This is a genomic window from Actinopolymorpha rutila (assembly GCF_013407855.1).
Classification (GTDB): Bacteria; Actinomycetota; Actinomycetes; order Propionibacteriales; family Actinopolymorphaceae; genus Actinopolymorpha; species Actinopolymorpha rutila.
Genome location: NZ_JACBZH010000001.1, coordinates 982,440 through 998,042, shown reverse-complemented (window position 1 = coordinate 998,042; position 15,603 = coordinate 982,440). Strand labels below are relative to the sequence as shown.

Sequence of the window (15,603 nt, the reverse complement as noted above, 5' to 3'; positions counted from 1 at the left end):
CGCCTCGACGCCCGGATGTCATGCCGGAGAAAGGCCGGAAAGGCCCAAGTGGAAGGGATGCGGTCCGCAGGGTCGGCCGGGATCAGGCCACGCCGAGGAAGCTCAGTACGGCGAGCACCCGGCGGTGGTCGGCGTCCGCCTTCGGCAGGTCGAGCTTGGCGAAAATGTTGTTGATGTGCTTGGCCACCGCGCTCTCGCTGACCACGAGTTGCCCCGCTATCCCGGCGTTGGACCGGCCGCCCGCCATCAGCTCCAGGACCTCGCGTTCCCGCGGGGTGAGCCGGTCCAGCGGGCCGCTGTGGCGGCGCACCAGAAGCTGCGAGACGACCTGCGGGTCCAGCGCCGTCCCGCCGGCCGCGACCCGGCGCAGCGCGTCCACGAACTCCTCCACGTCCGCGACGCGTTGCTTGAGCAGATAGCCGATGCTGGAGGTGTTGGCGGACAGCAGATCGGCCGCGTACCGCTCCTCCACATACTGCGAGAGCAGCAACACTGCGGTCTTTGGCCACTGTTGCCTGATGACCAGCGCGGCACGCACGCCCTCGTCCGTGAAACCGGGGGGCATGCGGACGTCCACCACGGCGATGTCCGGTCGGTGCTCCTCCACCGCGGTCAACAGCGCCTGCCCGTCGTCCACTTCGGCGACGACCTCGAAGCCGGCCATCTCCAGGACCTTGACCACCCCGACCCTGAGCAGTACGGAATCCTCCGCGATCACGGCACGCACGCCAGCTCCACGGTGATGACGGTCGGCCCCCCGACGGGGCTGTCGACCGACAGCGTGCCATCGACCGAGGCGACCCGCTTGGCCAGCCCCGCCAGCCCGGTACCACCGGTGGGTTCCGCGCCGCCCACCCCGTCATCGCTGATGACGACCAGCAGCGTCTTCCCGAAGCGCTCCACGGTGACCTCGGCGCTGGACGCCTCCGCGTGCTTCACCACGTTCGTCAGTGCTTCGGAGACGACGAAGTAGGCGACCGCCTCGATCGTGGGCGACGGCCGCGACGACAGGTCCACCTTCACCCGTACCGGGATGGGTGCTCGGGCGGCGATGCCGGACAGTGCGGCGTCCAGGCCACGGTCCTCCAGAACGGCCGGGTGCATCCCGCGCACCAGGCTGCTCAGCTCCTCTATCGCCTCCTTCGCCCCCCGGTGCGCCTCGTCGATCACCTGGCGGGCGTCCTCGGGCAGGTCCCCGAGCGTGGCCTTGGCCAGGCCGAGGTTGACGGCCAGGGAGACCAGCCGCTGCTGGGCGCCGTCGTGCAGGTCCCGTTCGATCCGCCGCCGTTCGGCATCGGCCGCGTCCACCAGGCCGGCCCGGCTCTCGGCCAGGTCCTCGACCCGGCGGGCCAACTGCTCCTCGCGGCTGGGCCCGAGCAGGACGGTGGCGGTGCGGGTGTCGAGCCGGGAGAGGGCGTCGGTCGACAACCGCGCGATGTGGAGCAGGGCGAGCCCCGCCGCGGTGACGTACGCCGCCCAGGTGTAGTAGCCGGGATGGTCGACGCGCCAGTCCAGCGGCACCAGCCAGATCCACAGGTAGATCGAGGTGGCGGTGACGGCCACGACCCATGCCAGGAGGGTGAAGGACCCCGCGAGAGCGAGCAGCGGCCCGTCCAGCAGGTGGTACCTGAGCTGCCTGTGCCCCGCCCGGGATCGGAGCCACTCCGGCAGCCGGGGCCGCTGTCCCGCGTAAGGCGAGGGGATGGCCACGTCGAGCCGGGTGCGGAAGCGGCCGCGCTGCACCTCGGTCAGCAGCGGCCCGGCGAGCACGATGGCCGTGAACGGGATGAACACCGCGAGGAGCAGTTGGCCCGCCGGGTCGAGGACCGGGAGGAAGAGCAGCCACGGCAGGGACACGACGAAGAGGACGCCGAGCTGGACGAGGACGCCCGTGACGAGGAACGAGACCGGTCGTCCGGCTCCCTGGAACGGGAACAGAAGTAGGCGCCGCAGGCGGGCGGTTGTGCGCATGGGGAAACGGTAGGTGTCTGGGCCGGGGGCGGGCCATGGCAAGAGCATCCGACTCGGGGTGTAGCTAGTGCCACCCCCACAACGGACCTTCGCGTTACTGACCGTGAGCGCCTGGCGGGCGAGGCTGGAGGCCGTGAAGGAGCACCGGGAACGCGAGGAGACCGATCCGATGAGCACGCTGAGCGTCCGCCGACTTCAGGACGAGGCCCGCGGCTCCGCCGGCCTGCGCATCGGCCGCCGGTACCGCCTGGAACACGTCCTGGTCGGCTGCGGGCTGGCCCTGCTGCCGTGGCTGGTCGTGCTGGCCAACGGTCTGCCGGGGACCGCCATCGCCTCGAACTGGTGCACCGCCTGGATCGGCCTGGACGCCTTGGAGGCGCTGGGGCTGATCGCCACGGGGCTGCTGGCCGTACACGGCCACCAGCTGCACGCCCTGACAGCCACCGCCACCGCGACGCTGCTGGTGGTCGATGCCTGGTTCGACACGATGACCGCGGCACCGGGCGCGGATCAGGTCTCGGCGATAGCGATGGCGCTCGGCGCGGAACTGCCACTGGCGGTGGTGTGCGTCGTGCTGGCGGTACGAGGGGCTGCCCGCCCGACGGCCTGATCCTCGCTCCCGGCCCCGCTCACTTCCCGTAGGCCACCGTCCCACCGGAGGAGATCCATGTCTCACGCTGTCCCGACCAAGCCCGCCGTCCGCTGGGCGCTCGCCGCCGGTGCCGTCGTCGCCGGCGCCCTGTGGTTCGGCGACAAGGCCCCTTACCCGTACGCCCAACACAAGCTGCTGGACCTGCCGTTGCCGTATCTGACCGCGAACCAGGTCACAGAAAGGGGCTTCTGACCTGGGCTTACGTTGAGAGCCAGCGAGGGGACTTGAACCCCTAACCGCCCGATTACAAGAGCGACGCCACGTCAACCATGATCAGTTTCATGCCTGCTGACCTGCACGTTCGCTTGCCTGGGCTGTCATCACCGGCCTTCTGCGGCTCCGTTTCATTGACAGAACCATTGACAGAACGAGGTACCCCTGTCGCGTATGTCGTCGTCGGATAGGGACGACTTGAGCGTAGACCCGACTGCGACCTCGAGGCCTCAAGCAACCTCAGAGGGTGCCTACCGGCACATGGTGGGAGCTAAAGCCTCCGGCCCGCCACCAGCCACGCAAGGTCTCCCGCGGAGCGGGAGTTGATGAGGGCGGTCGCCAGTCTTACTGGAGGCCCTCTTGTCGCTCCCAGCCGGCGCCGTTTAGGCACGCGCGGCGGCCGGTGGCCGCTCTTGAAGACCCCTAGAAAGTCACCACGAGCCTCTTGCATCCGGTCACTCTTGGTCAAACTATGGAGACTCGGGGACAGCACGCCGTCAGCGCGACTAAGGAGGTTGGCGATGAGTCCGGATCCTGAGCCCCAGGACGAACAGCAGGTGCCAGAAGTGGAGCCGCCCAGGGGGCCCGATCGTGAGTGGGCGCTCAGGGAGCCCGATCGTGCAGACGCGCTGCCACCTCCGGGTACGGCAGGCATTGACGTAATAGATCTTGCTCCCCCGGAAGGGAGCGACAAGTTGGAAAACGATGAGCCACCGCCAGTGCCGGAGTAGTGCCCATGGTTCCTGACACTCGGCTGAGTATACTGCTATTCGCAGTACTCGTCGCACCCGGCCTACTTTTCGATCTACTGAGTGAACGTCGACGGGCAGCGTACTCGGAGTCGGCTTTCCGTGAGGCGAGTCGCGTCGTTCTTTCGAGCGTGATCCTTAGCGGAGTATCCGTGGTAGCAGTTCTTTGGATTGGAAGCCTAAAGAAGGGGTGGCTTCCAGATACACGGAAACTTCTGGAAGGCAACAAGCGCTACTACCTAGATCATGCTCGGGAGCTATTAATATTGCTCACACTTGAGGTAGCGCTCGCATTCCTTCTTGCTTGGTTCGCGAACATGGGCCTAGCTCAGATGAGTCGCAAAGCGAAGATTCGTGAGCCATTGAGCCGCGCTTTGACGGGCGGTGGATCTATACGTGCGACAAGCAATTGGTACAGGGCATTTCGTCAGGAATGCCCTAGTGGACACGATCCTTACGTAACCATACGTCTACGACCCGACGGTCCGACCTACTTCGGCAAAGTCGCCTACTATACCGCAGACATGAAAGCCGAGGGACGAGAATTGGTATTGCGGCAACCAATTCAAGTCAAGTCAGCCAAGGACAAGAAGTATTGCCCGCTCTCATCGGACTATCAGCGAATAGTAATACGAGCGGACGCCATCGACGTGATCTACATAACGTATCGAAAGAAAAATACGCAGAGTGCGGATAAACCGCACCGGTCCAAGGCGAAGACAGGTAGGCAAGTGGAAGCACCGCCAGCGGTTGGAGAAGCTGCGAGGAAGTAATTCACGCTCATAGGTCTGATGACCGTCTCAGTTTTCGCTTGCACTCAGGCAAGTTGGTGATTCTCTTCACGTCAACTACCGCGGCGGGGTACTTCGGCAGCCACCTCCTGCCGGCCGCCGCGGGCGAGTTGGTACCTCAGAGCTTCGTTTCATGCGCAGGACCATGGGCAGCCGCCGGTGGGACCATCGGTCGGAACGCCGTCTGGGCCAACACGGGGGATTCGTCGCCGCGAGGGATGGAGGTTGCCGGCGAGAGCGCTGACGGGGTGCCACGGTAGTCGACCCCTTTCGACCAGCCCGCCAAGGTGTCCCTGACGTTCGACTGCACCATCTGGCCTCTCCCGGGCGCTACCGAGGGCGGCGTCCTCCGTTGGCACGAGCAGCGGCGGAGCCCTCCCGTATGGCGAAGCCGGCGACGCCGGCTTCGTCGTCTTCTACGGAATCTCAGGGCGGCTGCAAGCGCGCAGGTTTCCGTTCGAGCCGTCAGGCGCCCAGGTAGTAGCCGTACACCCAACCCTGGATCGGATCATCCTGGCCGCTGGACATGGTGTAACTGGCGGCTTCGCGTTAGTAGCAAGAGAGCATCTAAGGATGGATGTCCTGGACAGATTCGGGCGGAACTGGGATCTGCGTGAGCACGCTACCGATCCGGTCGCGCAGCGAATTCCCCCTTGCTCGTCCGTGTCGATCGCTCACGTACTGGTGCCACCTCGAGGGATGCCGCGCTTCACCGTTGAGGGTCCAGATAGCGTTCTTTCCTGTCTTTCTAGCGCAACTGTAAACGTACTCGATCTGCATTAATCGACGAGTGGAGGCAAGGCCGGACAGGCCGCTTACCCCCCATCCAGCTAAGAGGTGATCTGACTCGCTGACGACCTGAAGCAACTGCGTTCGAGCCGCTTCCCAACCGGCAGTTGAACGTCCGATGCTGTTTATAACTGTCACGTCGCGCGTAGGGACAGAGAATAGATTTGCAACTTCGACGGTATCACACTCGAGGATATCTGCCGCTATGCATAGACTGTTGACAGTCCGCGTCCCACGGGTAAGCGGTGGATTCAATAATATCGCACCTAGCGTTACCACCATTCGCCTACTTGAACCCGTTCCACCTTTGCTTCGCTACTCGATCTAACGCTAGCATTACAAGAAATAGATATCACACTTCCTCAACTTCAAGTCTGGATTCAGTGGTAGGCGGGGGTGTGATGAGCAGGTCTCGACGCGAATACCTTTCGTGTTCTGGGTCGATCTTGTGAAGGAACGGCTACCGGCATCTCTGAGGTGCAGACTCTCACACGCTCGCCGCGACGTGTTCGGTGAGACGGATCTGTGTCGTCGCCGGGCCTCGCCCCGGTGATGGCGTCGGCGGGCTCGCGGTCTTGCACGACTTGGCCGATTCTCACCTGCCTGTACTGCCATCCCCGTCCCCCGGCGGCAGTGTTTCATAGACAGGACCATTGACAAGTGAAGTTACCCCCGTATCGCATGGCCCCCGCAGGGGACCGTGCGCTCATCCTGACTAGCGCCCGAGGTGCCTTCCCACTTGCCCGCCCCACCTCCTAAGTGGCGCGGCCGACGGGCACGAGGGTGGCGCCCCCGGGCTTTGTAAGGATGCGTACATCGGTATCTACTCGCTTTCGCTGTCCACAGCGGCGTAAGGCGGCGCACGGCGTCGCGGCAACACCCACCTGCCCGTCCGGCGGGCGAAGACCGAGCACTAGGTGGCGCCGGAAGCGGCGATGGCCTGGCCATTCAGACGCTGAGGCGCACGATTCAGATGGGCGGCGCCATCCCGGGGCGCTGTTCATGACCTCGGGTGCGTACTGCTGTTTACCTGACAAAGTGATCACGTCCCGTTAGCGTGCTCAACATTAAAGGGAGGCGGACGACACGTGGACGCGCAAGTGATGGCAGCAGTCGTGACATCGGCAGGGACGGGAGCAGTAGCCCTGCTCGGTATCGGTGGAACGCTGATCGCCCAGCGGGTGGCGTGGCACCGCTCCCATATGGGGCAGCGAGACCTTGCGTTGATCCAGGAACGGCGGGAGGCTTACACGGCTTTCCTGCACGCGGCGTTGGAGTACCAGAGGGCGGCCATCACGTTCCACGAGGGGTTACTCAGCAGAGCGGACCTCGGACAGGAGATGCCGGAGACAAAGTTCGTGCCGGCCGACGGCCTTAGGTTCCAACTCGGGGTGACCCTCACTGCCTTACGGCTACTCGCGCCGCGAACTGTGGTGTGCAGCGCCGAAGCTTGGAGCAGGGACTTACGTAGCGACAGGTTCTTCACGGCGATGGGTTGGCCCGGAGGCGATGGGATTCGCCGGGGACTTCATGACGACTTCATCAATGCGGCCCGGGTCGACCTTGACGTAAGCCGTGAGTGATCGCCCGTCTCTAGTAAGTCGTGACTCCTCAATCCACACCGAGCCCGCCCACCCATCGACGTCACCGCACCGTCGACCTCACACGGGCCCCTCGCTTTAACATCGCCTGGTTGTCGAACATGCGTGTGAGTCGGACCGTCTGCTGCTGCTCGGCGGGAGGGCCGACGCCGACACTGTGCAGGGGATCGGATCCAAGGCCCTCCTCGCCCACCATCGGGTTATGGAATCGGTACAGAAGTATCATTCCTCCCCATGACCGAGACCTCGCCGGATCCCCGGGACCGTGCCATCGCTCAGTTCCTTATGACGCTGTCCACCGCGGCGGCCGAGCTGGCGGCCGCCTTCACCTCCAGCCCGACCGAACAGCCGGACTTCAGAGACCGCCTTGTCGGTTCCATGCAGCGGCAGGTGGCGGCTCTGCTTGACGTCAACGGCGAGGAGGGTGTCTCGCCGCGCACGATCACCGAGATGCTGGGCCGGACCGACGACGGCAACGTCCGCAACACGCTCAACCGGCTGCGGGAACTGGGTGTCGCGGAGCTCGTGCCTGGTTCGTCCTGGCCGCAGCTGTGGCGGCCCACTGCGCTCTACCGGAAGAGCTCGCACGTAGTCCAGTGACGGGTCGGGACGTCAATACGGATGACCCAGTGCGCTATGCGCCCCTCACGTGCGCATTCGTCAGTACCCTCGATGATCAAACGTGGGTAGGGACGAGGGGACGGAATGGCTGGGCAGCGGCTCTTTGGAGAACTAGCGGAGCATCCTGTTGGGACCACATACGCGTCGAGGAAGGAGCTGGCAGCCGCGGGCGTCCACCGGGTCACCATCCAGGGCATCTGCGGCAACGGCAAGGACGGCTCTGAATCGATCGTCGTCAGTGGTGGTTATGAGGACGACGAGGATTACGGCGACGAGATCGTCTATACCGGTGCCGGCGGGAACGATCCGTCGAGCAAGAAGCAGGTTGCCGATCAGGAGCTCACTCAGTCAGGCAACGCAGGGCTCGTGGTGAGCGAAGAGAACGGCTATCCGGTCCGCGTCATCCGTGGCTGGAAGGGGGACCCGGCCTTCTCTCCTGTCGTCGGGTACCGCTATGACGGGCTCTTCCGCGTCGCGCAGCATTGGTCAGAGGTCGGCAAGAGCGGGTACCGGATCTGGCGCTTCAAACTCGTGCGACTGGTCCAGCAGGAGGTGCAGCCCCTCATCCCGCCCGCGAACTTGCCGGCAGGGACGGTGACGCCTCGGCAGGCGATCGGAACGACACAGCGCATCATCCGCACGACCGCAGTCGCGACCGCGGTGAAGAAGCTTCACAAGTACACGTGTCAGGTCTGCGGGGTACAGCTACGGCTTCCAGTCGGTCTGTATGCCGAGGGGGCGCACATTCGGGCACTTGGACGGCCTCATAACGGCCCGGACACGCCGGACAACATGCTGTGCCTTTGCGCCAATGACCACGCGCTCTTCGACCTCGGGGGCATCTACATCGACGAGCATCTTCGCGTACGCGACCACGCTGGCGGCGTCCTCGGCCAACTCCGGACTAACGTGGGCCACGTCGTAAGCCTCGAGCACATCCGCTACCACCGTGAACACTTCGGCTTCGGATCCTAAGGGCCGGAGGGTTTGGCCGGTGTCCTGGCTTGGTCCGGGAGAGTGGCGGCCCGTAGCCTCGCCTGGCGCGGTGGGCAGCTTGGCTGCCCGCCCTTGACCGCCCACCGTGGGCCGGCGCTCTTAGGGTCCCGGACCAAGCGAGGTGGCTAAAGCCTCCGGCCCGGCACCAGCCACACGTAGTTTCTGGTCCCGCGCAGCGGGACATCGATGAGGGTCGCCAGTGTTCTGGCGGCCCTCTTGTCGTGCTCAGCCTGCGGCCGACCGGGCGACCGCCGAAGGCGCGGAGGCAGCGCCGGCGCCGTCAGGCGGCCGCGCAGCGGAGACCGGCGGTGGGGATGCGAAGCGAATTCGCACTAGATGTTCGTCCATCGCAAACGTGATGGATCGACTAGTGAATAGCTCGTACGGATTGCAAATCCGCAAGAAACCACTCACCGTAGGTGCCTGCCACCTTCAAGAGAGCGAGCCCTGCGATTCCGAGATAATGTCGGCCAGAGTCTCACTCCCCTCAAGGCGTGCAGCGACGGCGGTTACGCCGAGCTCCGCTAGCTTCTCGGCCGTCGCGTACGGCCTTCGACGGTCGCCCACATGCAGAACGTCGAGCAAGTCACGTATGACACCATCAAGGTCAATCCCACCACTGGCGTTGTACTTGGTCTTGTAGCCACCTTGTGGCGCGTCATCTAGGTCAAGCCCTACTGCGATAGCATAGGCAATTCCGAACTTGTACGCGTCGCTCTCTGTGGCGAATCGACCGTCAGCCATTAGGACGTCCAGAGCACGCTGCCCGGCCGACGTTAGGCCAATTTGGAGCTTGTCTTCCCCGGATTGCGCCATGGCCCCTATTGTGTCCTCTCGATCTGGGCTTCATCTGGGTCGTTTCTCGGTCGAACGATTCGATATTCGTGACCGATCCTACTTCCGAGAATTTGTCGAGCGTTCTCTTCAGTGAGTTCGCCGGATTGGACGAGCAAGACCGCTTGATTTCCAAGCGACGTCACCCACGTATTTAGCACGTTCTCACGGTGCTCGAGGTCAAGGCGCGCGAGTGGACTGTCTAGTACTACCGGGCCACCGCGGACTGCCGCTAGCTTAAGCGCACCAATCAGCGATAGCGCTACCAGTTGTTTTCCACCCTCGCTTGTGTCAACGTGCTGGCCGCGGCTTCCAAGGAGGTCAACCCGATAGTCACGCCCGATACGCAGGCCTTGATAACCTTGGGGGTCCCGCACCAATTTGAGGAACATTTCACTGGCAGTCTTCTCGACCTCGGCGCGTGTTCGCTCTTGGTACCGCTCGATAGTTCGCCCTAGGAGGGTTCGTACGTATTCAAAGAACACCGACTCAGCTGCCACGGCCGGCTGGGCACCGGGAATTCGTGAGAGCGAGCGAGCAAGGCGTTGCTGTTTCGTCGCTATGTCACTTAGTCTTGGGACGAACGTCTTCAATCTTTGCTCGAAACCGTCGATTACGCTGTCGAGCCGTTCTTGTTCGTCACCCAGTGCACGGATCTTCGCTGCACTATTGTCTTTCAACCTATCCTTCAGCGCATTCACGCGACGCGTGCGATCGAACTGGGCGCTCACGACGGCGTTTAGCTCAGATTGCTTCTCCCGGTAGCGCTCAGCGGTAGTTCGATCGATCAAGGCCATGATGCGACGCTCGAGCACGAGGTCTGGGCCATCTGCAGCCTCGGCACCCAGATCCTCGAGGTTGCGCTCCGCGTCCTCCAGTTGCTGATGCGTCGTTGGGTCGGGCGGCGGCAGAGGTTGGTTGCAGGTAACGCAGTTCCCACCGGCCAATTGCTCGCGCAGCACTTCAATGCGGGCGCGGGCGTGCAGAACCGCCTGCTGCCGGCTATTGGCAGCATTATTCTGCATCTGCACCCGTTCGAGCGCCTCGACCAATTTGCCAAGTGCAGGTGTCCGCCAGCCGACAGTTAGAAGTTGACGCATTTCAGCGCGAAGGCGATCCTCCTGCTGCTTGCCACCTTCAATTGCAGCCTCCAGCGTCTCCTGTTCGCGCGCATCCGCCTGCAACTCGCCCACCGCACCGACGCTTTCCTTAACTTCAGCAAGCCGCAGTTTGGCTTGGCGTAAGGCTCGTTGGATTTCCTGCCGATCCTTTTCGATACTCTCCTGGCGACTGCTGAGTTCCCGCATCTCGCGACTGATACGGGCGCTTTCCTTTACATTTCGCACCGCCTTAGCCTGACGTTGGACGGCATCTTCAGCAAGATCGGCAATGTCAGCCTCGCCACGCTGTAATGCAGGTATGCCGAGAACAGTGTCAATGCTTCCTCGGATGAAGTCACGTTCTCGATCGGTATTCAGGCGGTCGTAAAAATCCTTGAGCAGCTCGCCATCGAACAGAAAGAATTCAGATATCTGCGGGTGTAGTAGACGACCGATTTCGGACTCAATCGACGCCTGCTGCACGACCGTAGGGCCAATGCGTAGGTCAGTGCTTACATTCGCAGTTCCACGCTCGATGGTAGCGCGTCGCACGAGCGAATACGGCTGACCATTGGCTCTGAACTTCATGCTGACTTCCATGACATTCTCGCCGTCATGGGCCGCTAGTCGATTCAGATATCCAGGGAGTTGTTGTGTTGCGGCGGCGGCCGACTGCTGGGGTAGAAGGCTTCCATACAGACACCACCGCAAAGCACGAAACAGCCGGGTTTTACCAAGCGTGTTCTCACCGTGAATTACGACAACTGGTGAATCCGGGTGTGTGTCGAGGCTTAGGGAGTCGATGTGACGATACGGACCGAAGTTCTTTAAGCTCACGCTTTCAAATCGGAGGCTCATTCGATCGTCTCCAGATTGTCGAGAATACGCTGGCTGACGTGTTCCTGTAGTTCACGGATCTCGCGCTTGAACCTGCTTCGGTCGTCGTTGAACTGGTGGCGCCAGGCTATCGCCACGATCTGCTCGTAGTCGTTTTGCTCAAACACATCGCTGGCGATCGGGTAGTCGCGTATGACTTCGGGCACCCGCGCTACATCTAAGAGCGCTTCCAGAGCGCCGGCGCGGCCATGCCCTCCGTCATCATCGGTTGACTGAAGCATTATTAGTCCCCCTCTTCTTCATCGATGAAGTCTGGCAGTTCGACCGGATCGGAACTAAGCGCGACGAGCGCCTTCAATCGGTCGCGCGCAGCGGAGTTTCTCGCCAGACGTGCAAATTCAAGCGCGCGGACCGCTTCGCTCCGTGTTAGCGAGCCACCCTTATGGTCCACAAGAAAAAGATCATGCACTTCTGCGCTCAACTTGCCCGGAGACTTTCGGAGAACGCGACCTCTCCGCTGAATGTACTCGCGCTCCGCCGTTGAACTCGCGAGGATCAACGCATGGTCGGTCACCGGTATATCAATACCCTCGTCAAGGCATCGGATAGCGATAACAATGCCCCCATGTTCACCGAGGCTGCGAAGTACCTCATCCCGGTCGCTCGCCATCTCCGAGTGGAATTCGAGTGCCGGTAGGCCGGAGTCGAGACACTCGAGTACTAGCGCATCAAGTTGAGCAATGTCGTCACAGTATACGATCCACCGATCGCCCTCTCGGTACTCATTCCGCAGGATTTGGCCCGCCAGAGAAACCTTCCCTCGGGCTTGTTTTAGGATCCGAGAGCGTCGAATCAGCAACATCTGAAGATAGCTATCCGTGTCGTTAGGGCTTTCGCCCTGACCGACCAGTCGCCGAATTTGATTAGTGAGCGCATCGTATTGCTCAAGTTCGTCATCATCGGGACGAAGTTCGTGAAGCCGGTAATCGTAAGGAACAAGGAGGCCCATAATTATTGCGTCAGCCAGTCCGATCACCGGCTCGAGTATCGGCCCAAATATTTTCTGAAGTCTACCGGTGCCTACATCGTCGAACTGCCGCCGATGCGTGGCACTGAGGCCGAGCGTCGCACGCCATTGAACTGATTCGAGGACAGCGAGAGTGCGTGCACTTCCTGCTCTGTGCATCTCGTCGGCGACAAGGAGTAGGTGATCTCCGGTGCGTAGACGGCGTTGAAAATCAACCGAGGCGAACGTGGCGTTTGTCGTCAAGACGACTCGACGACTATCAGCGGAGTTGCCAGGGCCCGTAAATATAGGGAGCAGTCGCTGCCACGCCGCTCTGTCGCTGCCGGCGCCCGCTGTCAACAAGTGACATCCGGGTAGCTCGAGTTCGATCTCCCGCGTCCACTGTGCATGGAGTTCGCGTCCGGGGACCGTTATTACTGCAGCTCCGCCGGCATCTGTCCACCGCTTAACTCCTTCGATCGCAGTTAACGTCTTACCTGCTCCGGTCGCGAAACTTACGATCCCGCGGTGACCACGATCTGCCCAGTTGTCCAGCACTCGGGACTGGTGCTCCATCAGCTCCCGACGAGCTCCTCGCGGTCGGTGGCGAGGAGACACTCTGGCCGCCTGGATCGCGTGGTCGATGTCGTCGTCCGCGATAGCCATGAGATGCTCGCGAGTGACGTACTCCAATGGATCAACACGCACACCTGGCTCGTTGCCGCGCCATAGGCGCCGAAAGTTATCGACATGGTTGCGGGTCCGATATAGTTCGGATTCGTTTCGCCAGCTGCAGAAGACTTCAAACGATTCGTGGTTAAGCCCCCAAGCACGCCAAGTCTCGTTGGCGCTACCAACGAATGAGACCCGGCGGCCATCAGTATCTTCGAAAATGCCTAGCTTGTCGTGAAAGATGCCGCCCGGATCAGAGGCGAATGCTATTCGAACTTCGGCGATATCGTTTGAAATCAGTGTCGCCAGAAGGCGGGTTGCGGGGACGGCTTCCGGTCTTTCGAGGAGCTCGCGGAGCTCTGCGCGAACGGTCTCCTGGGCATAGCGGCCGATCTCGTCGGCTTGCTTCATCGCCTCGAAATCCTCCGGTTTGAGCGCAGGCGAGCAAATCAGGCGCAGCCGTCCTCCCCGCCGGACGAAATCTGAGTAGGCGACGGCTACAACGTGAAAAAGTGTGCTGCTGAAAAAGCCAACTGCGCGATCATAGAGGACCGACTCTTGAAGGCATGGCACATAGAAGTCATCAAGCAAAGAGTCCTGGCCCGAGCGGTAGTCGGGCTGGAGATCCAGATCTCTCAGCACCAGCGAAGTCCCCTCTTCTCGCCCACAGTCCGAGCCGAGGCGTGGACCCTATAGCCAAGCCACCCCGGTGCCTGGCCGCATCGGTAGGGACATCGCACCGCGCGCCTCCTGTCCTCCGAGCACGTCGGACGGCTAGACGGCCTCGCTCCACCGCCCCACGCCGACTCGGCATGTCGGACATTGCCCGTATGTTACGAGGTCATGATCGACCCAGCCGTAGTTTCTCAGCCTTCCGGGGCATACGTACCGGATTCTGTTGCCCGTCTGACAGAATCACAGCGATGTAACTTCGGCTAGGCCGTCGGCGAACGGGCCGCGCGATCCCCCCACAATCCCGGACGAAGGTGGTAAAGTGGACACCATGGTATCCCGGAACGACAGGTCGTTCCAGGTGGTGGACGTGCAGGTCGGGCGGATCCGCCCTGAACCGGGCCTCGCTCGACAGCGCGACCGCGGAGGGCATCGGGAGCTCTGCCGTTCCATCGAGCGGTTCGGCGTGTTGACGCCGATCACCGTGCGACCCGCCTCGGACGGCACTGGAGACTATCTACTCATCAAGGGGCAGGGACGGACACTCGCCTGCCGGATGCTCGGTGTCGAGACGATCCCTGCGCTGGTTGTTGATGAGGAATACGCCGAGAACGAAAAGGTCCAGCAGTTTCTGGTGGAGAATGTTGCCAGGCTACGGATGCGGCCGGTAGACCGAGCGCTGCTTATCGCTCGAGCGCGGCAATCTGGCGAGGAGACAGCGGACGTCGCACGGCGCTTTGGAGTGTCTGCCGCCACCGTTCGGCGCTTGGAAGCGCAACTGGATGGGGCGAGCACGAGCGAGGTTGCCGCACTACGCACGGGCAAAGTCAACTTAACGCTCCATGCGGTGATCGCCCGCCACGTGCCATCTGAGGAACGCCCGGACGTCGTAACAGCCGTCGCGCAGTACTCTGTTCGCCCTAAGGACATCGAGGCCCTCTTTATCGGGATCGGATGGCGTCATCTCGTAGATCTCGGCCCCGACCACCGTAGACAGAGGCTGCTTCTATTAACTTGGGCCTGTGGCATCCTTGATGGTCTACCGCCAGGTCCCCCAAAGGAGCGGGTACGTCAGGTTGCTCTTGCACTCCCACTTCGATTCGGCGGTGGCGACGGATCTACATTGTCCCTGGTGGCAGGCCGATGAGGATCGTCGAGATTGGCATCGATGACTTGGAAGTCCGTACGGAGTTAAGCCGTTCCGGCAGTGCCAAGCAGTTCGAGGATCGGCTAACGTCATCTATTGAAGAAATCGGTCTCGCCGAACCCCTCAAGGTTGCCCCCATCCCTGGAGATCGATATCTGGTTATTGATGGCGCTATGCGACTCCGCGCTATTCAGGCCATTCGAGAGAAAGACCCTGGGCGGTTTTCGACCGTTTCGGCGTACATCCTGGACTACGATCGTCGCTTTGAACTACGCTATCAGTCAGATATATACCAGGATCTTCTGCCGAGCCAGCTTGCGGAGTTGGTCGAACACCTGCACAGGACAGAGCATGTCAGAAAGATAGATATAGCACGCTTCATTGGCGTCTCTCCCGCAACGCTTAGGAACTACACCGGGCTTTGGCGCTTGCTACAGCGTGGCGGCCTGTTCGCTAAGATCGTAGAGCTGATGGATGTGGAGGTAGTCCCTTCTTCTAATCCTTACGCCTGGCTTCGGCTAACGGCTGCTGGGTTGAGGAAGGTATTGCAAGACAACTTCAGCGATGGCGAACGAGCAGAGGATTGGATCGATCGGTGTGTGACGGCTGCCCGTACCGGCGATACAGTGCGGTTCCCGATCAAGTTCGTTGAATCGGTAACGGACGCATTGCCTCCTGAGTGTTACCGAGAAGGCGAAGAGGTACGCACTGTCAAGCGGGACTTGGGGCTGCGGCGAGGGGTGAAGCGGGTCGACTCCAAGCCTAAGACGGCACCTGACTTTAGTGATGCATTGCGAAACGTCGCACGAGTCTCACGCCGCTCGCCTGAGCCTGTGCTTCGTACCGCGGCCCGTGCGCTCCAGGAGTATCTACAGTGATACCGACTACTGTGGACTGGTCCGAAGACGCGTTCTTCGAGAACCCTGAGCCCGACTCCCTCGACGGTGGTACC

Annotated in this window: 14 protein-coding genes; 8 read left to right on the top strand and 6 right to left on the bottom strand. The window is 62.0% G+C overall.

Annotation, left to right across the window (positions count from 1 at the left end; all coding sequences use genetic code 11):
- Positions 1–82 precede the first annotated feature (82 nt).
- A complete protein-coding gene (locus tag F4554_RS04385; protein ID WP_179786184.1) occupies positions 83–727 on the bottom strand; it encodes a response regulator in 645 nt (214 codons plus the stop codon).
- Positions 715–1,971: a sensor histidine kinase gene (locus F4554_RS04380; protein ID WP_179786183.1), complete on the bottom strand. Its 1,257-nt coding sequence runs from the start codon at positions 1,969–1,971 to the stop codon at positions 715–717. The genes F4554_RS04385 and F4554_RS04380 overlap by 13 nt, the downstream gene beginning before the upstream one ends.
- A 133-nt stretch (positions 1,972–2,104) precedes the next feature.
- On the opposite strand from F4554_RS04380, the gene F4554_RS04375 reads away from it, so the two are divergent.
- The 6 genes from F4554_RS04375 to F4554_RS04350 all read left to right on the top strand — a co-directional run bounded on the left by F4554_RS04375 (position 2,105) and on the right by F4554_RS04350 (position 8,362).
- Positions 2,105–2,581, top strand: coding sequence for a hypothetical protein (locus F4554_RS04375; RefSeq protein WP_202889146.1), 477 nt, complete (start codon positions 2,105–2,107; stop codon positions 2,579–2,581).
- A 57-nt stretch (positions 2,582–2,638) separates the two neighbouring features.
- A complete protein-coding gene (locus F4554_RS04370; protein ID WP_202889145.1) occupies positions 2,639–2,815 on the top strand; it encodes a hypothetical protein in 177 nt (58 codons plus the stop codon).
- 757 nt (positions 2,816–3,572) lie between these two features.
- Positions 3,573–4,358 (top strand): DUF6338 family protein, encoded by a 786-nt coding sequence (locus F4554_RS33950; RefSeq protein WP_420360714.1) that lies wholly within the window; start codon positions 3,573–3,575, stop codon positions 4,356–4,358.
- Positions 4,359–6,253: 1,895 nt separating this feature from the next.
- Entirely contained in the window at positions 6,254–6,748 is a 495-nt protein-coding gene (locus F4554_RS04360; RefSeq protein ID WP_179786180.1) for a hypothetical protein, read from the top strand.
- A gap of 252 nt (positions 6,749–7,000) precedes the next feature.
- Positions 7,001–7,366 (top strand): helix-turn-helix domain-containing protein, encoded by a 366-nt coding sequence (locus F4554_RS04355; RefSeq protein ID WP_179786179.1) that lies wholly within the window; start codon positions 7,001–7,003, stop codon positions 7,364–7,366.
- Between the two features lie 105 nt (positions 7,367–7,471).
- Complete coding sequence (locus F4554_RS04350; protein ID WP_179786178.1) at positions 7,472–8,362, top strand: YDG/SRA domain-containing protein; 891 nt, start codon at positions 7,472–7,474, stop codon at positions 8,360–8,362.
- A gap of 453 nt (positions 8,363–8,815) precedes the next feature.
- On the opposite strand, the gene F4554_RS04345 is transcribed toward F4554_RS04350, so the two are convergent.
- The 4 genes from F4554_RS04345 to F4554_RS04330 are packed head-to-tail and all read right to left on the bottom strand — an operon-like array spanning position 8,816 to position 13,474.
- Entirely contained in the window at positions 8,816–9,199 is a 384-nt protein-coding gene (locus F4554_RS04345; protein ID WP_179786177.1) for a hypothetical protein, read from the bottom strand.
- Positions 9,200–9,204: 5 nt separating this feature from the next.
- Complete coding sequence (locus F4554_RS04340; protein WP_179786176.1) at positions 9,205–11,154, bottom strand: AAA family ATPase; 1,950 nt, start codon at positions 11,152–11,154, stop codon at positions 9,205–9,207.
- A gap of 17 nt (positions 11,155–11,171) precedes the next feature.
- Positions 11,172–11,435, bottom strand: coding sequence for a hypothetical protein (locus F4554_RS04335; protein ID WP_179786175.1), 264 nt, complete (start codon positions 11,433–11,435; stop codon positions 11,172–11,174).
- A 2-nt stretch (positions 11,436–11,437) separates the two neighbouring features.
- On the bottom strand, positions 11,438–13,474 hold the full coding sequence (locus tag F4554_RS04330; RefSeq protein ID WP_179786174.1) for a DEAD/DEAH box helicase family protein: 2,037 nt from the start codon (positions 13,472–13,474) through the stop codon (positions 11,438–11,440).
- A gap of 361 nt (positions 13,475–13,835) precedes the next feature.
- On the opposite strand from F4554_RS04330, the gene F4554_RS04325 reads away from it, so the two are divergent.
- On the top strand, positions 13,836–14,651 hold the full coding sequence (locus tag F4554_RS04325; protein ID WP_238341610.1) for a ParB/RepB/Spo0J family partition protein: 816 nt from the start codon (positions 13,836–13,838) through the stop codon (positions 14,649–14,651).
- Positions 14,648–15,529, top strand: a complete 882-nt coding sequence (locus tag F4554_RS04320) for a ParB/RepB/Spo0J family partition protein (protein WP_179786172.1) — start codon at positions 14,648–14,650, stop codon at positions 15,527–15,529. Before F4554_RS04325 ends, F4554_RS04320 begins: the two co-directional genes overlap by 4 nt.
- Positions 15,530–15,603: the final 74 nt, after the last annotated feature.